The sequence below is a fragment of the Pseudomonas orientalis genome (assembly GCF_022807995.1).
GTDB classification, from domain to species: domain Bacteria; phylum Pseudomonadota; class Gammaproteobacteria; order Pseudomonadales; family Pseudomonadaceae; genus Aquipseudomonas; species Aquipseudomonas orientalis_B.
Genome location: NZ_CP094351.1, coordinates 4,782,270 through 4,801,081, shown reverse-complemented (window position 1 = coordinate 4,801,081; position 18,812 = coordinate 4,782,270). Strand labels below are relative to the sequence as shown.

Sequence of the window (18,812 nt, the reverse complement as noted above, 5' to 3'; positions counted from 1 at the left end):
AAGACTTTATAAGTTGGCACGATTACTGAGTAACCAGAGGCATTCGTTAAAAGACCCAGGAGTCTCCCATGCTGAGTGCCCAAGACCGTGCCATCGTCAAATCCACCGTGCCCCTGCTGGAAAGTGGCGGCGAGGCGCTGATTACCCATTTCTACCGCATGATGCTGTCCGAATACCCTGAAGTTCGCCCCCTGTTCAACCAGGCCCACCAGGCCAGCGGCGACCAGCCTCGTGCCCTGGCCAATGGCGTGCTGATGTACGCACGGCATATCGACCAGCTGGACCAACTGGGCGACCTGGTGGCCAGGATCATCAACAAGCATGTGGCCTTGCAGATACTGCCGGAACACTACCCGATCGTCGGTGCCTGCCTGCTGCGGGCTATTTCCGAGGTGCTGGGCAATGAGATAGCCACCCCTGAAGTAATGAGCGCCTGGGGCGCGGCGTATGGCCAGTTGGCGGACATACTGATCGGCGCCGAAGCGGCTATCTACGACGAGAAAGCCCAGGCGCCCGGTGGCTGGCGCGGTGCGCGGCCGTTCGTGCTGGTCAAGCGTGTGGAGGAGAGCGCCGAGATCATCTCGTTCTACTTTGCCCCGGTGGACAACGGCCCGATCCTCAACGCTGCCCCCGGCCAATACATCGGCATGAAGCTGGTGCTCGATGGCGAGGAGGTGCGTCGCAACTACTCCCTGTCGGCCCTGAGCGATGCCGGCCTGTACCGCATCAGCGTCAAGCGCGAAGCCGGTGGGCGGGTCTCCAATTACCTGCATGACCAACTGCACGTCGGCGCGACCATTGACCTGTTCCCGCCCGCGGGCGAGTTCACCCTGGCCGCCAGCGACAAGCCGCTGGTGCTGATCAGCGGCGGGGTGGGCATTACGCCAACCCTGCCGATGCTCGAAGCAGCCCTGGCCACCGAGCGTCCGGTGCACTTTATCCACTGCGCGCGCAATGGCGGGGTGCATGCGTTCCGTGACTGGGTGGACGCCCTGGCGGCCAAGCATCCGCAGCTCAAGCACTTCTACTGTTATGCCGAGGATGACGGCGTGAGCCCGGCGGCGGACAAGATCGGCCTGCTGAGCCAGGAGCAACTGGCGGCGTGGTTGCCCGAGCAGCGCGATATTGATGCGTATTTCCTGGGGCCTAAAGGCTTCATGGCCGCGATCAAGCAGCACCTGAAGGCGCTGGGTGTGCCCGAGAAACAAAGTCGCTACGAGTTCTTCGGCCCCGCTGCGGCGTTGGAATAAGTTCTTCGCAGCAACGGTGACCCAATGTGGGAAGGGGCAAGCCCCCTCCCACATCTGCTCTCCATTTTTCCTGATTAATCCGGTGTTAACCCTTCTCTGTTTTAACCACTGCCTGTGTGTAAACTTGTTGCCATCAGGCACAAACAAAGGAAACCGGAGATGAGTGACGAAATGCGTTTGGGCAGGGAGCGGCGCTTTCTGGTGTTGCTGGGCATCATCTGCCTGGCGCTGATCGGCGGCGCGTTGTACATGCAAGTGGTGCTGGGCGAAGCGCCATGCCCGCTGTGCATCCTGCAACGCTACGCCTTGCTGCTGATCGCGCTCTTTGCGTTCATCGGGGCCGCGATGCGCACCAAAGGCGCGGTCACGTTCTTTGAGGGCCTGGTGGTGCTCAGCGCCGTGGGTGGTGTGGCGGCTGCCGGTCACCACGTGTACACCCAGTTTTTCCCTCAAGTCAGTTGCGGCATCGATGTGCTGCAGCCGATCGTCGATGATCTGCCGCTGGCCAAAGTGTTTCCCCTGGGCTTTCAGGTCGACGGCTTCTGCAGCACGCCTTATCCGCCGATCCTGGGCCTGTCCCTGGCGCAATGGGCGTTGGTCGCCTTCGTGCTGACCGTGATCCTGGTGCCCCTGTGCATCTATCGCAATCGCCATCCCAAAGCCTGAACCCGTTCGACAAAACGCCCCGGTCTCCTTGAGCGAAGGCCGGGGCGTTTTGGTTCGCAGGGATTTGTGAAAGCGCCGTGACGAGCGGCAACAAATGCGCAGCGCAGCGTGCGACATGTTGTCACACTGAGGTTGTCGCAGGCGGTTCGAAACCGGCCGGACCAGCCCCTGGATTTGCATCCGGTGTGCAAACTGTGCTGTCAGTTTGTGGTTTGAAAGACACCGCCAGGCGCGTGGAGTTCGCGCACCGGACGGGTCTGCGAATGCCTTGTTTTATGGGGACTTTACTGCGTTTACCATGCCCTTACAGTGTGTAAGGGGAGTGGCAATCTGCCCAATGACAACGCGATTTTTGTGGTTTTTGTTGAGAATTGAACGCGATAACATCGTGAACCCTTGCAGGAATGGTGAAGGATTATTGCTGTAATCGATAAAAATTATTTCTTTATCAGACATGGTTTATACATCGCTAGCTAACTACAATCGCCCGCACTGAATGTCCGGTGCTGTTCAATATTTGAGCATTGGAGCGGTCGAGGAGCAGATGGAAGGCTCTGTGCGACCCCAGGTTCCGGCAGCCTTCAACTATCCGCACCAAATGGAATTGGTCTGTAACAAGGCCTTTAGCCACGAAATCGAATAAGAACTCACCGCAGGTCCGTGAAACGTACAGCTATGACGTGACGGGCAGGCTCTTATTCAATCGAAGAGAAATGCCAACCCTTGGCAGGGTGAAGTGTTGGCGATCAAAACCCAACTGCATTGCGCAAGCTGCTTTAGAGGTCGTGAGATGAGTAAAAACAGGTACCCCCGATTACTAGGCTTTTTGCCGCTGCTTGGCATGATGTTAATGCTGGGAGGCTGCAAGTGGACCTTGCTCGACCCAAAAGGACAGGTCGGTCTGGATGAACGAAACCTGATCATCACCGCTACCCTGCTGATGCTGCTGGTCGTGGTCCCTGTGATCATCATGACCTTCGCCTTCGCCTGGAAATACCGCGCGTCCAACACCAGCGCCACCTACGCGCCGAAGTGGTCGCACTCCACCAAGATCGAAATCGCAGTGTGGCTGGTGCCGATCCTCATCATCATTGCCCTGGGTTATGTGACCTACAAGTCCACCCACGCACTGGACCCGTACCGTCCGCTGGAATCGGACGTCAAGCCGATCAACATCGAAGTGGTCGCGCTGGACTGGAAGTGGCTGTTCATCTACCCGGACCTGGGTATCGCCACTGTGAACCAGATCCGGTTCCCGGAGCACACTCCGCTTAACTTCAAGATCACCTCCGACGCCGTGATGAACTCGTTCTTCATCCCGGCCCTGGGCGGCCAGATCTACGCGATGGCAGGCATGCAGACCAAGCTGCACCTGATCGCCAACCAGAAAGCTGAAATGGAAGGCATCTCCGCCAACTACAGCGGCGCTGGCTTCACCGGCATGAAATTCAAAGCGATCTCGACGAGCCAGGAAGAATTTGACGCCTGGGTAGCCGAAGTCAAGGCCGCACCTAAACAGCTTGATCAAGCTGAATACGACGCCCTGACCAAACCAAGCCAGAACAACCCTGTCGCGCTGTACTCCGCGTTTGAACCGAACCTGTTTCAGAAAATCGTCGACAAGTACGAAGGTATGAAGCCAGGCAAGCCGGTCAAGCACGAGAAGAAAGAAGTGGCCGCGGTTGAAGGTTCTGACACAGGCGCGCATTCAACTGCTGGGGCAGAGGAGTAAACGATGTTTGGTAAATTAAGTTGGGACGCGGTCCCATTCCACGAGCCGATCGTGATGGTGACCATCGCCATGATCGCGCTGGGTGGTCTGGCACTGTTTGCGGGTATCACGTACTTCAAGAAGTGGACCTACCTGTGGACCGAGTGGTTGACGTCGGTCGACCACAAGAAAATCGGCGTCATGTACGTCATCGTGGCCATGGTCATGCTGCTGCGTGGTTTTGCCGACGCCATCATGATGCGTACCCAGCTGGCCATGGCCACCGAGGGTTCGCCTGGCTACCTGCCACCTGAACACTATGACCAGATCTTCACCGCCCACGGTGTGATCATGATCATCTTCATGGCGATGCCTTTCTTCACCGGCCTGATGAACCTTGCCTTGCCGCTGCAGATCGGTGCCCGTGACGTTGCCTACCCGTTCCTGAACTCCCTGAGCTTCTGGCTGCTGGTATCGGGCGTGGTGCTGATCAACGTGTCCCTGGGCGTCGGCGAATTCGCCAAGACCGGTTGGGTTGCGTATCCGCCGCTGTCGGGCCTGCAATACAGCCCTGGCGTGGGTGTGGACTACTACATCTGGGCGCTACAGTTATCAGGACTCGGGACGACATTGACGGGGGTCAACTTCCTGGCCACCGTCCTGAAGATGCGCGCCCCTGGCATGAAATTGATGGACATGCCGATCTTCACCTGGACCTGCACCTGGGCAAACGTCCTGATCGTGGCTTCGTTCCCGATCCTGGCCGCCACCATGGCGCTGCTGTCGCTTGACCGTTACCTGGATTTCCACATTTTCACCAATGAACTTGGTGGCAATCCAATGATGTACGTGAACCTGTTCTGGGCGTGGGGTCACCCTGAGGTGTACATCCTGATCCTGCCAGCGTTCGGTATCTTCTCCGAAGTGATTTCGACCTTTACCGGCAAGCGCCTGTTCGGTCACCACTCGATGGTCTACGCATCGGGCGCCATCTCGGTACTGGGCTTCATGGTGTGGCTGCACCACTTCTTCACCATGGGTTCGGGGGCCAGCGTCAACGCCTTCTTCGGCCTGGCGACGATGCTGATTTCCATCCCGACGGGGGTGAAGCTGTTCAACTGGCTGTTCACCATCTACCACGGTCGTCTACGCATGACCAGCCAGGTCCTGTGGACCCTGGGCTTCATGGTGACCTTCGCCATCGGCGGCATGACCGGCGTACTGCTGGCCATCCCGGGTGCTGACTTCGTACTGCACAACAGCCTGTTCGTGATCGCTCACTTCCACAACGTGATCATCGGCGGCGCGGTATTCGGCTACATCGCCGGTTTCAGCTTCTACTTCCCGAAAGCGTTCGGCTTCAAGCTGCACGAAGGCTGGGGCAAGGCTGCATTCTGGTTCTGGATCTCGGGCTTCTTCGTCGCGTTCATGCCGCTCTATGCACTGGGCTTCATGGGTATGACCCGTCGTCTGAACGCCACCACCAACCCTGAGTGGGTGCCGTACCTGTACGTCGCCATGTTCGGTGCGGTGATGATCGCTGTGGGCATCGCCTGCCAGCTGATCCAGCTGTACGTGAGTGTGCGTGACCGTAAGCAGAACGCTTGCGAATCCGGCGACCCATGGAACGGCCACACCCTGGAATGGTCGACCTCGTCGCCACCACCGTTCTACAACTTCGCCGTGATTCCTACCGCGAACACCATCGATGCGTTCACCGAAGCCAAGGAAGACGGTACTGCGTACCAGAAACCTGCGCACTACGAGCCGATCCACATGCCGAACAACACCGCCACCGGCGTGGTGATGGGCGCGCTGTTGACCGTGTTCGGTTTCGCGATGATCTGGCACATCTGGTGGCTGGCGATCGTGGGCCTGGTGGGCACTATCGGTTACTTCATCATTCACGCTGCCCGTGATGATCAAGGCTACATGGTGCCGGTCGAAACGATCGAACGCATCGAAGCCGAGCAGCACGCTCGCCTGGTAGCCGAGAAGAAGATTCCGGCCAACCGTGTAGAAACCTCGTTGGAACAGGCTTAAACCATGTCGAACTTAGTGACCAATGCTGGACACGCCCATGTCGATGACCATGGGCACGATGACCATCACCACGACTCGGGGCCAATAACCGTCTTCGGTTTCTGGCTCTACCTGATGACCGACTGCATCTTGTTTGCATCGATCTTCGCGGTGTACGCGGTACTGGTAAACAACGTAGCGGGTGGCCCGTCGGGCCACGACATCTTCGAACTGCCTTACGTGCTCGGCGAAACCGCCTTGCTGTTGTTCAGCTCGATCACCTACGGCTTCGCCATGTTGGCCTTCTACAAGGGCAACAAGAAAGGCGTCCTGAGCTGGTTGGCACTGACCTTCCTGTTCGGCCTGGGCTTCATCGGTATGGAGATCAACGAGTTCCACCTGCTGATCTCCGAAGGCTACGGCCCGCACCGTTCCGGTTTCCTGTCGGCGTTCTTCACGCTGGTCGGCACCCACGGTCTGCACGTATCCGCCGGCCTGCTGTGGATGGCGGTGATGATGTATCAGGTCAATAAGCACGGCCTGACCAACACCAACAAGACCCGCCTGAGCTGCCTGAGCCTGTTCTGGCACTTCCTGGACGTGGTCTGGATCTGCGTATTCACCGTCGTTTACTTGATGGGGACTCTGTAATGGCTAATGCACACTCCCATGACAGCCACGATTCAAGCCACGGCAGCGTAAAGTCTTACGCCATCGGCTTTATCCTGTCGGTCATCCTGACCCTGATCCCGTTCGGCCTGGTGATGTACCCAACCCTGCCGAAGTCGATCACCTTGATGATCGTCCTGGCGTTCGCGGTGATTCAGGTCCTGGTTCACCTGGTGTACTTCCTGCACCTGGATCGTTCCAAAGAGCAGCGCGAGAACGTGATTGCGTTCGTGTTCGCGGGCCTGGTGATCGTTCTGCTGGTTGGTCTGTCGCTGTGGATCATGTTCAGCATCCACACCTACATGATGGCGAAGTGAGGTAAGACCCGATGTCGCTTAAGCACTTTATCCAAATCACCAAACCGGGGATCATTTTCGGTAACGTGCTTTCTGTGGCGGGCGGTTTCTTCCTGGCCTCCAAGGGACATGTCGATCTGGCCATCTTCCTGGCGGCGATGATCGGCACATCCCTGGTGGTAGCTTCCGGATGCGTGTTCAACAACTGCATCGACCGTGACATCGACATCAAGATGGAGCGCACCAAGAATCGCGTGTTGGTCCAGGGGCTTATCTCCCTGAAACTGGCACTGATCTTCGCGACCGTCCTGGGTGTTGCGGGCGTGGTGTTGCTGTACAAGGTGGCCAACCCGCTGGCGGCGCTGTTTGCCGTGATCGGCTTTGTCATCTACGTCGGCCTCTACAGCCTCTACCTCAAGCGCAAGTCGGTACACGGCACGCTGGTGGGGAGTCTGTCGGGGGCGATGCCGCCGGTGATTGGTTATGTGGCCGTGACCAATAGCTTCGACATGGCCGCGCTGGTGCTGCTGGTGATGTTCAGCCTGTGGCAGATGCCGCATTCCTACGCCATCGCGATTTTCCGCTTCAATGACTACCTGGCTGCGTCGATTCCGGTTCTGCCGGTCAAGCGTGGCATCCAGGTGGCCAAGAAACATATCCTGCTCTACATCCTGGCCTTCCTTGTGGCGACCTTGATGTTGACCTTCAGTGGCTATGCCGGCATGAGCTACCTCGCCGTCGCCGCGGCCATGGGCATGTACTGGTTGTACATGGCCTGGACCGGCTACAAGGCGGTGGATGACACCGTCTGGGCGCGCAAGCTGTTCGTGTTCTCGATCTTCACCATCACCGCGCTCAGCGTGATGATGTCCCTGGATTTCCAGGTACCGAAAGAGCTGTTGCTGACTTACGCACACTGAGTGTTCTGAGCAGTAAAGGCCCCGCCTTCGCAAGAAGCGCGGGGTTTTTTATGGTATGCCCTTTATGATCGCGAGCAAGCTCGCTCCTATACCCAAATTCTTCGAATGCAGGAAGCAAAGCAATGAGTAAAAAAGCCGTTATGGTCTTCAGTGGCGGGCAGGACTCGACCACCTGCCTGATCCAGGCATTGAAGCAGTATGACGAAGTGCACTGCATCACCTTCGATTATGGCCAGCGCCATGTGGCGGAGATCGAAGTGGCCCGCACGTTGGCCAAGCAGTTGGGCGCCACCGTGCACAAGGTGATGGATGTGTCCCTGCTCAATGAGCTGGCGATCAGCAGCCTTACCCGTGACAACATCCCCGTGCCCACGGTGAACAGCTCAGGGGAAAGCTTGCCGAGCACCTTCGTGCCGGGGCGTAACATCCTGTTCCTGACCCTGGCCGCGATCTACGCCTATCAAGTCAAGGCCGAGAGCGTGATCACCGGTGTGTGCGAAACCGATTTCTCGGGTTACCCGGATTGCCGCGACGAGTTCGTCAAGGCGCTGAACCAGGCCCTGAAGCTTGGCATGGAATACGACGTGCGCCTCGATACCCCACTGATGTGGCTGAACAAGGCTGAGACCTGGGCCCTGGCCGATTACCACGGGCAGCTTGAGCTGGTGCGCGAGCAGACGCTGACCTGCTACAACGGCGTCATTGGCACCGGTTGCGGCAACTGCGATGCGTGCAACCTGCGCGCCCGGGGCTTGAATGAGTACCTGCAGAATAAAGCGGATGTCATGCACAGCCTCAAGCACAAGTTGCAGCTGACGTAACTCGATCAAGAGCCAAGTGAGGTCAAAATGTGGGAGGGGGCTTGCCCCCGATGGCGGTGTGTCAGTTAAAAATGCACTGACTGACACGGCCTCATCGGGGGCAAGCCCCCTCCCACAGGGATAGCGGTGACCGTGAGTTTCATGCACTGGTCAGATAGCGCTTGAACAACGACCGCGCCCCATAGGCCGGCAGGATATTGAAAAACGCAAAGCCGACTTTGATCGCGATCTGCACATAGATCATGCTCAGGATATCGCTGGTCTGCATCACGCCATAGAAGGCGATAAAGCAGAACAGGACGCTGTCGATAATGACCGCAAAGAACGTACTGAGGAAAATCCGCAGGTACAGGTACCTGGAGTTGGTCAGCTCTTTGATTTTGCACAGCAGATAAGAGTTGATGTTCTCCGACACCAGGAACGACACCGACGAGGCGATCAGCACCGACGAGACTTGCAGGATCACGTCGGTGTACGGCCCATCCAGTTTCCAGCCCGGCAGCCCGGGCAGAAAGGTCGAGCCGTAGAGCAGCATGATGATCATCGCGTTACTGGCAAACGCGAACAGAATCGCCCGGCGCGCCAGGCGCAGCCCGAAGTTTTCGTTCAGCAAGTCCACGATCAGAAAGGTCAGGGGATACAGGAACGTGCCCGGCGTCACGATGATGCCCATCGATTCCAGATAGATCGGTTTGGTCGCGGCGATACTGGTGAAGATATAAAACGTGAACAGCAGCAAATTCAGGATGATGTAGATCATCCACGAGTTTTCATTGCGGTCGTTCATGTCGTAGGCCGTGAGCGCACCGCCTTGTGAATAGAACTTCCTGTAGAGGTTCCTGATTTCCATCCTGTTGAAGTTGTCCATCATTTCGCTGTTGAGCACTTCGCTGAGCTTGATCTTGATGACCTTGCCGGTGGCGATCACCATGACCACCGCCAGGCGCTTGTCATTTTCGAAGCCCAGCAGCTTGTATTTGCTGTTTTCAACTGCAGCGTCAAGCGAGGTCATTGAAGCGCTCCTCAAAGATATCGCCGATGACACACAGGCGATCCGAGTTCGCACAGGGCTCGAGGGTAATGAACAGTTTTTGGGTGGCGCGGTCGTACACCAGCTTTTCCTTGTCGTCGCTGCACGCGCCTTTTTGCACGATCAGCAGGTCCCCAGGCTCGTTGAGTCCGGGAATGGCGTTCTCCAGCAGTACGCCGATCAAATTGCACGACAAGCCGAAGTAATACGTCAGTGGGAAAAGCGTGGACAGCTCACCGATACGCTTGCCCAGGTGCTGCATGACCAGGCTTTCCTTGAGCACAGGCACCGCCGCCGGGTTCATATTGCCCAGCGGGGAAACGTTGCTCTCGATGATTTCCTTGGCTTCGAAATTGATGGTTTCGATTTCTTCGTAAGAGACGCCGAAGAAGTCGGAAATTTTGCGGATGGTCGACTGCTGTACGTTGGCGACCTTGCCTTCCAGAATGTTGTAGATCGTGGTCCTGGTCAGGCCGGCGGCGTTGCTTAAAGAAAGCTGGGTTTCGCCGCGACTTTTGATCAAGTACCTGATGTTGCTTTTCAGGTGCTCGGTTTTTTCCCGTCTGTGCATCACGTGCTCACCCGCTCCTTTTAGTCATGATCGTCCATTTTTCCTTTGCGAAACCGCCGATTTAGAGCCTGCCAGGGGGCTCTTCAGCTTCGTGGTCGGGAGTGTTACATGCGTGTTGCTCAACAATAAAGCGCTAAATCAGGCGGCATTTTCCTCGTCATACTTCTCTGTACGACCCGTACGAATCCCACGTTCGTCTACAAGGAGTAGTTGCCATGGTCAGCGTCAGTCGTCGATCTCTTCTCGCCCTGGGCGCGGCCTTGCCGGTGCTGGGGCACCTGGATTGGGCCGTTGCAAGCCCCGCGCCGGCGACCTCTGACAAGGTATTGCTCAACTACAACGAAAGCCCCTACGGGCCGTCGACGGCGGCGCTTGAGGCGATGCAGCGGGGCAGCGCGCAATCGGGGCGGTATCCCTATCGGCATATGTACGCGCTGGCTGCGCTGTTTGCCCAGCAGCAAGGTATTACCGAAGAGAGCGTGGCAGTGTTTGCCGGCTCCATGGCCGCGCTGCGCTATGCCGTGTTGGCGTTCACCCGCCCAACCCGTGGCCTGGTGATGGCCACGCCGTCCTACGAAGTGCCGCGCCAGGCGGCCGCGTCGAACAAGGCGCCGGTGCGCGAAGTGAACCTCGATGCCGGGCATGCCCATGATGTACCGGCCATGCTCGCGGCTGATCCCCAGGCAGGCATGCTGTACCTGTGCAACCCCAACAACCCGACCGGCACCCTGACGCCCACCGAGGCCATCCGTCAGGCGCTGGCGAACAAACCCAAAGGCAGCGTGCTGGTGGTGGACGAAGCCTATATCGACTTCTGCGATGCCCCCAGTTGCGTGAGTTGGACCAGGGACCACGATGACCTGCTGGTGCTGCGCACCTTCTCGAAAATCTACGGCATGGCCGGTGCGCGCCTGGGCCTGGCAATCGGCCACCCGGCATTGCTGGAGCAACTGGCGGTGTTCGGCGGCGACAATGTGCCGGCCGGTGCCAGCCTGCTGGGTGCCCATGCCAGCCTGGAAGACGTCAAGCTGCTGGGTCAGCGCAAGGCCCTCAATGCCGGCTTGCGTGACGAGACTATCGCTTGGTTGAACGAGCGAGGGTTCAGATGCACGGCGTCGCAGAGCAACTGCTTCATGATCGACGTCAAGCAGCCTGCGCAGCCGCTGATCGAACGGCTGGCTGCACAGAATGTGCTGGTGGGGCGCGTATGGAGCAACTGGCCGCAGTGGGTGCGGGTGACGGTGGGTAACCGCCAGGAGATGGAGCGGTTTCGCCAGGTGTTCGCCACGCAGATCGTGCGTGTCAGCTGAACCGCATACAAAAGGTGGGAACGGGGCAAGCCTTAATGCCAGTCAGATAAGCGAACGAAATGCTCAAGTCAGCGAAGATCAAATGTGGGAGGGGGCTTGCCCCCGAAGACGTTGGCCCAGCAAACACTGATGTTGGTTGACCCACCGCTATCGGGGGCAAGCCCCCTCCCACAGGGGATCTGCGCTAACTGACCTGCATCAGGACTTGCCCCGTCCCCAACTTAAGTCCTGCCGTGTGACCGGCAATGCGTTACTGCTGGGCGATGCTGTAGCCGTCAAAGGCCGTCTGCTGTTGCAGTGCAGCTATCACGCTCTTGCGGCTCAGCGGCTGTTCAGTGCCGGCGTTATCCACAAAGCTTTCCACCTCCGGCTCGGCTTCATCGCCCTCACCGACAAAGTTGAACCCCAGGAATTCGAACGCTTCACGGTCGACATTGAGTCTGGAGCGCGGCGTACGCAGTGGCAGGGTGACGCTGGCGCCCTCCTTGCTGATCACAAACACCTCGGCTTCTTTCTTGGCGCGCGCGGCCTTGCCCTTGCCTGCGCTTGGGTTGCTGATGGCCTGGTGCGACTGGTTCAGCACTTTGAGGGCCAAGCCGTAGACCAGCTCCTGAAACTCGGGATCGTCCTTGAAACTGGACAGGATACGACTGATGGAGAACTTGCTGCTCAGGTCTTCCAGGGCAGCGTTATCGGCGGCTTCGGCGTCTTTCAATTGTTTGAGCCGGCCCATCAACTCGTAGGCCTTGTCATCGTCGAAGGCGTCATGGGCCTGACGGATAGCCACGCGCAACTCGCGGATCTGGTCGCTTTCCTTGGAGGTATGAAACGCGTCCAGCACCATTTCGCTGATGATCTTGGCCGCTGGCACATGCTGTGAAAGATTGATGGCGTTCTCGTACTCGGCTTTGGCGTGCAAGGCGGTTACGGAGGCTTCGGCGGATTCAGCGGTGTAGGAATCGGACATTGAAATTTCACTACTTCAGTAAACGGGGAGAGACAAAAAGCGTCGGGCATTTTCAGGGGGCAGGGGAGTCAGGTCAAGGCAACTGCGAAGGTGAACCGGTCAGGTCAGGTTGCCGGCGAGTTATTCCGACACGCCATTCTTACCCGCCGCCTTGGACCGATACAGCGCCTGATCGGCACGTGTCATCAGAGCGGCCGGTGACTCGCCCAGCCGGCGCTCCACTACACCCAGGCTCAGGGTTATCCTGGCGTCACCGACGGCGGGCATTTCCTGGATTTTATGACGCACCCGTTCGGCCAGTTCCTTCGCTGTCTGCAGCGTACTGTTGGGCAAGACCAGCATGAATTCATCGCCGCCCCAGCGCGCCAGCAAGTCACCGGCACGTACGCAAGCTTCCAGGCCTTCCACGACCCGTACCAGCGTCTGATCGCCTACGCCATGGCCATGTCGGTCATTGATCGGCTTGAAGTCGTCAATATCCATGGCCACCAGCGCCAGTGGCAGGCGAAAGCGTTCGGCGCGGTCGCACTGTTCGAGCAGTACTTTTTCCAGGCGATAACGGTTGGCGATGCGGGTCAGGGCGTCCCGTTCGGCCAGGGAGCGGTTTTCGTCCAATTGCAATTGCAACTGCTGATTGACGCGCGACAGTTCAAGGGTGCGCTCGACCACCAGGGCTTCGAGGGACTGGTTACGCTTTCGCAGGCGTTCCAGGGAGCATTTGCGCGTATGGATATCGCGGTGCACGCCCACCATGCGCGCGACCGAATTGTCGGGGTTACGCGCGATGATGTAGCCACGATCTTCGATCCAGAGGTAGGTGCCGTCGTGCTTTCGACAGCGGTATTCGGCTCGGTAATGAGGGGCGCGTTGGCAGATATAGTCATCAAAGTCGGCCATCACGCGGGGGTAATCCTCAGGATGGATCAGGTTTTCCCAGGTGAATACGCTGTTTTCCAGGGCGTGGCACGGATAGCCCAGCATCTCGTACCAACCGGGATTGCGGTAGACGAATCCGGTATTGGCATTCCAGTCCCATATCCCGTCGCTGACCAGCTCCATGACGGCATGCAACAGGTCGGTGCTGAGGTCGGAAAAGTCATTACGCGGTGCTTCGTTACCGGCTGTATCGTCCATCGACGCGCTTCCTGCGTGAGCTGTGGTTGACGCCGATACTCCGTGGCTGACGCTACTGTATAACGCGGCCCATGCGCTTTGAATAGGTCAGATGTGCGGTCAAGGGTGCGGTGCAATCATTTTCGTCCGAGGCTTGCCGTCCGCATTGTGTTGATAAATTGCCTCAGGTTGGCCCTGATCGTTGAAAAATACCTGACCGATCCCGGCTGAATTCCATAACCGTTCCCCTGCCTCGGCATGTTCCGGAATGTGCGGCACCACCTGCATGGTGCGGCGCCGGGTAAACCAGTTGAGCGGTGAGCGTGGGGAGTAGAGCCAGCGGTTGAGACGGTCGAACCACTCCAGCAGCCGTGGTGGGAACTCGTTCTTGATGCCGCTGCTGGTGATCTGCCAGATCCTGGGGCCGGCATTGCGGTGGCGAATCAGCACTTCATAGACGAACGAATAATGCACGTCGCCCGACAGAATCACGTAATTACCCGGTGTGCGCGAGTGTCGGAAGATGTTGAGAATCACCTGGGCGCTGCCGCGATGGGCCATCCAGTTTTCGGCATCCACCAATAAGGGATGGCCGCACCAACTGAACACTTTCTGCACGGTCTCGATCAGCTTCACGCCAAAGATTGGCGCGGGCGAGACGATGATGGCCGATGGATGGTCGAGCAGTTCCTGTTGCAGTTCGCTCAAGGCTTCCCAATCCAGCAGGCCGGAGGGTTGCTTGAGGGTGAACTCGCTGCGCCAGCGCCGGGTACGGGTATCGAGCACCACCAGCGCGGGGGTGGTCGGCAGTACGTAATGCCAGTGCTGGAATGTACGCAGCGCTTCGAGTAGTTCGTCCTGCGCGGCTGCGTCCAGATGGTTGGCCTTGGTCTGGCTGGTCAGCGCTTGGGTTCGGCTCACCAGTTCGTCAAACGCATCCGGCTGGTTACCCCAGCCCTGACATAACAGATAGGCCAGCAGGGCGTTTCCGATGATGCGTTTGGAGAAGGGGTGGCCGTAAGCGGTTTCCTCCCATTGGGCGCTGAGGTTCCAGTCGTCGGTGATGTCATGGTCGTCAAAGATCATCAAGGTCGACAAGTGGGCGAATACTCGCGCGACACTCGGCAGGCCGTCGCGGAATCCCTCGACCCGGAGTTCTTCGCTGGCGTAACGCTGCTGCCGTTCCGGGCTCAAGGGCGGGCTTTGAAGCGTGACCAGCGCCCAGGGCGTTGGCGACCACGCCAGCAGGTACATTGCAATGACTTCGGCAAAGGTCACCAGATGATTATCGGCGGTGCTGCTGGTGAAAATCGGCTTTTTCACGCCACCAAAGAAGCGTTCGCGCAACGTCTCGTTGCTGTCCAGTGCCGGCAGCAAATCGGCACGGTGGTAGTAACTGGCGGGATGCCGGTAGAGGCTGGCGCTGTCATCGACCACTGCGCCTTCGAGGTATTCATCGAACAGGCCCAGCCGTGCAATCAGCCCATGAATCGCACGCAGCATCGGCCCGGCGACATCGTCGGCGTAAATCTGGTCGCCGCTCATCATCAGTAAGGCCGGACGTTCGGCCGGTGCTTGGGCGTCGGCCAACAGGCGGTCGACGCACAGTAAACCTTCGTCGGCACTGTGATGGGGTTTGCGGCATGAGCCGTGCACCAATTGATGGATACGGCTATGCAGCACGAAACTGGGGTATTGAGCACCGGCGTACAACAGATGCGGTGCCCACTCAGCGATGCCGGTATTGGCAAAAACCAGGTCATAGCTGATCGCCACGTCCAGGGGCAGCGCTTCGTCCAGCGACACATCGATCAAGTGAATAAATGCATGACGCCCGACGGCTACGACGTTGCAGTCAAGGGGGATCTCCAGTGTCTGCGCGGGCAGATGCAGCCTCAACGTCAGTTCCAGTGCTCGACTTCCTACCAGCCACAACACCAGGCGCCGAGCTTCGAGGCGTCGCAGCAGAGGGCCGGCCAGAACGGCAGGCAGTGTGTCGGAATGCGGCATGCAGGCAGTGGTCCCAGGCTGGATTGAACCGGTGAGTTTAAGCCAGTGAATGTCATGGTTTTGTTATTGAGGGGTACGAAGGGCCGTACACCGACCCTCGTACGCGCCGGTTAAAGCGCGTTGCCCCGACCCAGGCTGTCCAGGCCACCGCCCTTGTTTCTGCGTCGGTCATCGGCCGTCATGCCTTCAGGCTCGAGGGCATTGCGTTGCATGCCTGTGGTGTCGGTGCTGCGCTTTGTGCGTTGGGGTCCTGCATCATTTTGCTGCACAGGTGGGTATTGAAGGCTGCCCAGTGAGTGATTCATTCCGCTGACCATGGATGTTTCCTTCTATGAGTAGGGGTGGCTTCGCCTGTCGGAGCGAAGTAAGGCCTACCTTAATAGCGGCACAAGCGGGTCCGCTATAAACGCGATGCTGCAAGATATGACTACAGCTGACGAGCGTTTTCAGAAAACATCCCGCACATGCTCTACGGCATCAGGTGTGCGAGTCTTCAATCACCTTGGGTACCGTAAACCGGAACTCACTGCCGCGTCCCACTTCACTCTCGGCAACGATCTTGCCGCCATGGGCCTGGACGATGCCCTGGGTGATGTACAGCCCCAGGCCGCTGCCGGTGGGGTTGTTTTCGGTTTTGGTCCAATAGCGCTCGAACACGTGAGGCAACTGGTCCGGTGCAATGCCTTCGCCGGAGTCGCGCACCGAGAACACGATTTCTTCACCATTGCTCATGGCGCTGATGCCGATATTGCCCTGGCGCGGGGTGAACTTGATGGCGTTGCCGATCAGGTTCGACAGCACCTGGAACAAGCGCTCCGGGTCGGCGTTGATCAGCAGCCCGGGTTCGGCGTTGAACGACAGGTCGATGCCTTTTTCCATCGCCAAGGGTGCAAGCAGCGAATAGGCCTCATCGAACATCTGGCTGACATCCAGCGCCACAGGTTTGACGACATAGCGCCCGGCCTCGATTTTCGACGTGTCGAGCAAGTCCTCCAGCAGCACGTTCATGCGCCCGGCGGCCTGTTGCATGGTGTCGATGGCCGAGGCGATGCGCCGCGAGGTATGCGGGCCCTCGGAACTGAAGGCCTTCTGCATCATGCCGCAGAGCATGGAAATGACAGTCATGGGGTTACGCAGGTCGTGGGACACCACGGCCACCAAGTCATCGCGTGCGCGCACGGCCTGTTGCTCGCGCTTGACCTGGCGCGCCAGGTCGTTTTCCAGTGCCGAGCGGCGCAGATCGTTGGCGGCGAACAGATCGCCGTGACTCCACTTGGTGGAGATGCCGGCCATTTCGACCTTCCAGATTTCGAACGATGTACGTGGGCGAAGGCGCAGCCCGGCGTCGGAGTTTTCCAAGTCCAGCGGCTTTTGCGGATCACCGCTCCAGTTGACGTTTTCTTTGACTTCCGGGCGGAACCACAGCACACCGTTGTCCACAGGCTTGGGCAGTTGCAGCGCCAGCACGCCGCTGGCGACTGGCTGGAACTCGGCGGCCGGTGGGTATAGCGAAACCAGATTGTGGCTGGCAAACACCGGTTCGCCGCGTTCTTGCAGCCATTTGTGCAGCGCACGAATCTGCGCCGGCTGCGGGCAGTTGCCGTAGCGGTGCAACTGCTTGTCCTCAATGATCGCCACGCCGCCTGCCCGCACCAGATCCATCAGCAGTTGGCCCTGTTGGGCCAAGCCATCGAACACATTCTCGTCCGAGGCCTTCATCGCTTGATCAAGGCGCGTCAGCGCCTGGAGTTTTTCCTCGCGCTGACGGCTCAGTTCCAGGGCTTCCATGGCGCTGATCTGCAATGACAGCACTTGGCCAATGGTCTGGCAGGCGGTGCGCAACTCGTTCGGCACCAGCAGTGGCTCGCGATTGCCGCAACTGATCAGGCCCCAGAGCTTGTCGCCCTTCATCAACGAGATGCTCATGGACGACAGCACGCCCATGTTCTTCATGTACTGGCAATGAATCGGCGACACGCTGCGCAGGGTGGCGAAACTCAAATCCAGCGGTTCGCCGGTGTCCGGCCGCAGCTTGGGCACCAACGGCACCGGCTCGTAGGCCGCATTGGGAATAATGCGCAGCCAGTTGGTGCGATACAGCTCGCGGGCCTGCTCGGGAATATCGGAGGCGGGGAAAAACAACCCGTTGAAAAGCTCCATGGACGGTGCCGACGCTTCGGCGATCACCTGACCGTGGCCTTCCTCTTCGAAGCGGTAAATGAGCACGCGGTCGTAACCGGTCATGGCCTGGATTTCATTCACGCTGATTTCGTACAACGCCTGCAGGGTTTTCGCCGCCTGCAAACGTTGCAGCATCTTGCTCAGGTTACTGGTGCGACCGTTCAGTGCCCGCGGGCGAAAGTCTTTGAGCCGCGGCTCGAACTCCAACACCAGCACGTTCCGGTGGCGGTGCAGCAAGCCTTCGAAATCCGCGCCGTTGAGGGTGACGTGCAGCGGCGGCATGTCGAAGAAGGTATTGGCCTGGGCCATGGCCTGCACGGCCTGGGCGTGTTCGACGCCGATCAAACCGTGCAGCGGCTGGCCGAGCAGCGATTCGGGCAGGTGGCCGAACAGGGTGCCGACGTTGGCGCTGACCTGGATGATATCCAGGCCGGGTTCCGACAGCGTCAACAGTACACCATGAGGCTGGATTGCCCCTGGGAAACGGATAGGTTCGTCAGCACAGTTGGCAAGCAGTTCTTCAAAATCGTCGGGTTTCATAGCAGTACCTCCTGGCTGTCGAGCCATTGCTCAAAGCAGCTGAATGTCGAGCGGGCAGCGTCCACGGCGCGTTGTTTTGCGGGCGCGTCCAGCGGCTGGTCGCCCAGATAAACAAGAAAATCTTTCCAGCGCCGCCCGGTCTCTATCCCGTAGATGTCCAGAAAAGCGCCGCCGTTGTCCGTGCTCACGCCCAGGCGCTGAGCCATCTCACGTCGAAGCACCTGGCCCCCCAGCGTTGCGCCCTCCAGCACGTACAGGGCGCCAAGGCAGGCGGCCGGGGTGTCGAGTGTTGGAAGTAAAAGGCAACGGGGCAGGGTGTCGATGGCCTGATCATCCAGACCCAGGGCGTGTAGATCAGCGAGCAGTGTCGGTGTTTTCACACGTGCAGCTGTGTCCAAACCTTCAGGAATCAAGCCACTGCCGTACAACCCCGCTTCCATAGGCTGATAAAAACCGAAGTACACCTGGAGCAGGCGCTGATACCACTGCGCATCAAGGCGTTCGGAGAAAAACGGCAGGCGTTTTTCCAGCGCGACATGCAGCAAGGCCGTGCCCGTGCGCAACGCTTCCAGCAGTGGGGGCGCATCGACGTCATGGGCCTGAGAATGCATTCAGTAAGCTCGAACTGTGGGCCTCTCGGCCATGAATGACGCGCGAAATGGGCGACGATTCTACACAACTCGTAGTCGGTAACTAAACGCGTAAAGCGAAAAGGCAGACTAACGGATCAGAAAT

Annotated in this window: 16 protein-coding genes; 9 read left to right on the top strand and 7 right to left on the bottom strand. The window is 58.7% G+C overall.

Annotated features, from left to right (window positions below; genetic code table 11):
• Window positions 1–68 precede the first annotated feature (68 nt).
• From hmpA to queC, 8 genes are all read left to right on the top strand, one after another.
• Window positions 69–1,250, top strand: coding sequence for an NO-inducible flavohemoprotein (hmpA, locus tag MRY17_RS21420; RefSeq protein WP_243352817.1), 1,182 nt, complete (start codon window positions 69–71; stop codon window positions 1,248–1,250).
• Window positions 1,251–1,409: 159 nt separating this feature from the next.
• Entirely contained in the window at window positions 1,410–1,916 is a 507-nt protein-coding gene (locus tag MRY17_RS21415; RefSeq protein WP_057724002.1) for a disulfide bond formation protein B, read from the top strand.
• 790 nt (window positions 1,917–2,706) lie between these two features.
• The gene (gene cyoA, locus MRY17_RS21410) at window positions 2,707–3,648 is read left to right on the top strand and encodes a ubiquinol oxidase subunit II (protein ID WP_181282357.1); all 942 of its coding nucleotides are present in this window, start codon (window positions 2,707–2,709) and stop codon (window positions 3,646–3,648) included.
• A gap of 3 nt (window positions 3,649–3,651) precedes the next feature.
• Window positions 3,652–5,670 (top strand): cytochrome o ubiquinol oxidase subunit I, encoded by a 2,019-nt coding sequence (cyoB, locus tag MRY17_RS21405; protein ID WP_104504688.1) that lies wholly within the window; start codon window positions 3,652–3,654, stop codon window positions 5,668–5,670.
• 3 nt (window positions 5,671–5,673) lie between these two features.
• Window positions 5,674–6,300 (top strand): cytochrome o ubiquinol oxidase subunit III, encoded by a 627-nt coding sequence (locus MRY17_RS21400; RefSeq protein WP_057723999.1) that lies wholly within the window; start codon window positions 5,674–5,676, stop codon window positions 6,298–6,300.
• Entirely contained in the window at window positions 6,300–6,635 is a 336-nt protein-coding gene (cyoD, locus tag MRY17_RS21395) for a cytochrome o ubiquinol oxidase subunit IV (RefSeq protein ID WP_003194051.1), read from the top strand. Before MRY17_RS21400 ends, cyoD begins: the two co-directional genes overlap by 1 nt.
• An 11-nt stretch (window positions 6,636–6,646) precedes the next feature.
• Window positions 6,647–7,534, top strand: a complete 888-nt coding sequence (gene cyoE, locus MRY17_RS21390; RefSeq protein WP_003176002.1) for a heme o synthase — start codon at window positions 6,647–6,649, stop codon at window positions 7,532–7,534.
• 122 nt (window positions 7,535–7,656) lie between these two features.
• Entirely contained in the window at window positions 7,657–8,355 is a 699-nt protein-coding gene (queC, locus tag MRY17_RS21385; protein ID WP_181282356.1) for a 7-cyano-7-deazaguanine synthase QueC, read from the top strand.
• A gap of 139 nt (window positions 8,356–8,494) precedes the next feature.
• On the opposite strand, the gene MRY17_RS21380 is transcribed toward queC, so the two are convergent.
• Together MRY17_RS21380 and MRY17_RS21375 are read right to left on the bottom strand one after the other, a co-directional pair.
• Window positions 8,495–9,367 (bottom strand): queuosine precursor transporter, encoded by an 873-nt coding sequence (locus tag MRY17_RS21380; protein WP_181282355.1) that lies wholly within the window; start codon window positions 9,365–9,367, stop codon window positions 8,495–8,497.
• Window positions 9,354–9,956, bottom strand: a complete 603-nt coding sequence (locus tag MRY17_RS21375; protein WP_181282354.1) for a helix-turn-helix transcriptional regulator — start codon at window positions 9,954–9,956, stop codon at window positions 9,354–9,356. The genes MRY17_RS21380 and MRY17_RS21375 overlap by 14 nt, the downstream gene beginning before the upstream one ends.
• A 215-nt stretch (window positions 9,957–10,171) precedes the next feature.
• On the opposite strand from MRY17_RS21375, the gene MRY17_RS21370 reads away from it, so the two are divergent.
• Window positions 10,172–11,266, top strand: coding sequence for a pyridoxal phosphate-dependent aminotransferase (locus tag MRY17_RS21370; protein WP_181282353.1), 1,095 nt, complete (start codon window positions 10,172–10,174; stop codon window positions 11,264–11,266).
• Window positions 11,267–11,516: 250 nt separating this feature from the next.
• Here MRY17_RS21370 and MRY17_RS21365 read toward each other — a convergent pair whose 3' ends face one another.
• The 5 genes from MRY17_RS21365 to MRY17_RS21345 form a co-directional block, all read right to left on the bottom strand.
• Entirely contained in the window at window positions 11,517–12,233 is a 717-nt protein-coding gene (locus MRY17_RS21365) for a hypothetical protein (RefSeq protein WP_243352816.1), read from the bottom strand.
• A 120-nt stretch (window positions 12,234–12,353) separates the two neighbouring features.
• The gene (locus tag MRY17_RS21360; protein WP_243352815.1) at window positions 12,354–13,367 is read right to left on the bottom strand and encodes a sensor domain-containing diguanylate cyclase; all 1,014 of its coding nucleotides are present in this window, start codon (window positions 13,365–13,367) and stop codon (window positions 12,354–12,356) included.
• Between the two features lie 99 nt (window positions 13,368–13,466).
• Window positions 13,467–15,356 carry an alkaline phosphatase D family protein gene (locus tag MRY17_RS21355; protein ID WP_243352814.1) on the bottom strand — a complete coding sequence of 630 codons (1,890 nt, stop codon included), beginning with the start codon at window positions 15,354–15,356 and terminating at the stop codon, window positions 13,467–13,469.
• 477 nt (window positions 15,357–15,833) lie between these two features.
• The gene (locus MRY17_RS21350) at window positions 15,834–18,077 is read right to left on the bottom strand and encodes an ATP-binding protein (protein WP_191953415.1); all 2,244 of its coding nucleotides are present in this window, start codon (window positions 18,075–18,077) and stop codon (window positions 15,834–15,836) included.
• Complete coding sequence (locus tag MRY17_RS21345) at window positions 18,074–18,688, bottom strand: biliverdin-producing heme oxygenase (protein WP_181282348.1); 615 nt, start codon at window positions 18,686–18,688, stop codon at window positions 18,074–18,076. Before MRY17_RS21345 ends, MRY17_RS21350 begins: the two co-directional genes overlap by 4 nt.
• Window positions 18,689–18,812 lie beyond the last annotated feature (124 nt).

Coding starts and splice junctions, on each gene's coding strand:
- MRY17_RS21360 (WP_243352815.1), bottom strand. CDS start 13,367: ATGGACGATACAGCCGGTAACGAAGCACCGCGTAATGACTTTTCCGAC.
- MRY17_RS21350 (WP_191953415.1), bottom strand. CDS start 18,077: ATGAAACCCGACGATTTTGAAGAACTGCTTGCCAACTGTGCTGACGAA.
- MRY17_RS21380 (WP_181282355.1), bottom strand. CDS start 9,367: ATGACCTCGCTTGACGCTGCAGTTGAAAACAGCAAATACAAGCTGCTG.
- MRY17_RS21375 (WP_181282354.1), bottom strand. CDS start 9,956: ATGCACAGACGGGAAAAAACCGAGCACCTGAAAAGCAACATCAGGTAC.
- MRY17_RS21370 (WP_181282353.1), top strand. CDS start 10,172: ATGGTCAGCGTCAGTCGTCGATCTCTTCTCGCCCTGGGCGCGGCCTTG.
- cyoB (WP_104504688.1), top strand. CDS start 3,652: ATGTTTGGTAAATTAAGTTGGGACGCGGTCCCATTCCACGAGCCGATC.
- cyoD (WP_003194051.1), top strand. CDS start 6,300: ATGGCTAATGCACACTCCCATGACAGCCACGATTCAAGCCACGGCAGC.
- MRY17_RS21355 (WP_243352814.1), bottom strand. CDS start 15,356: ATGCCGCATTCCGACACACTGCCTGCCGTTCTGGCCGGCCCTCTGCTG.
- cyoA (WP_181282357.1), top strand. CDS start 2,707: ATGAGTAAAAACAGGTACCCCCGATTACTAGGCTTTTTGCCGCTGCTT.
- MRY17_RS21415 (WP_057724002.1), top strand. CDS start 1,410: ATGAGTGACGAAATGCGTTTGGGCAGGGAGCGGCGCTTTCTGGTGTTG.
- cyoE (WP_003176002.1), top strand. CDS start 6,647: ATGTCGCTTAAGCACTTTATCCAAATCACCAAACCGGGGATCATTTTC.
- queC (WP_181282356.1), top strand. CDS start 7,657: ATGAGTAAAAAAGCCGTTATGGTCTTCAGTGGCGGGCAGGACTCGACC.
- MRY17_RS21365 (WP_243352816.1), bottom strand. CDS start 12,233: ATGTCCGATTCCTACACCGCTGAATCCGCCGAAGCCTCCGTAACCGCC.
- MRY17_RS21400 (WP_057723999.1), top strand. CDS start 5,674: ATGTCGAACTTAGTGACCAATGCTGGACACGCCCATGTCGATGACCAT.
- MRY17_RS21345 (WP_181282348.1), bottom strand. CDS start 18,688: ATGCATTCTCAGGCCCATGACGTCGATGCGCCCCCACTGCTGGAAGCG.
- hmpA (WP_243352817.1), top strand. CDS start 69: ATGCTGAGTGCCCAAGACCGTGCCATCGTCAAATCCACCGTGCCCCTG.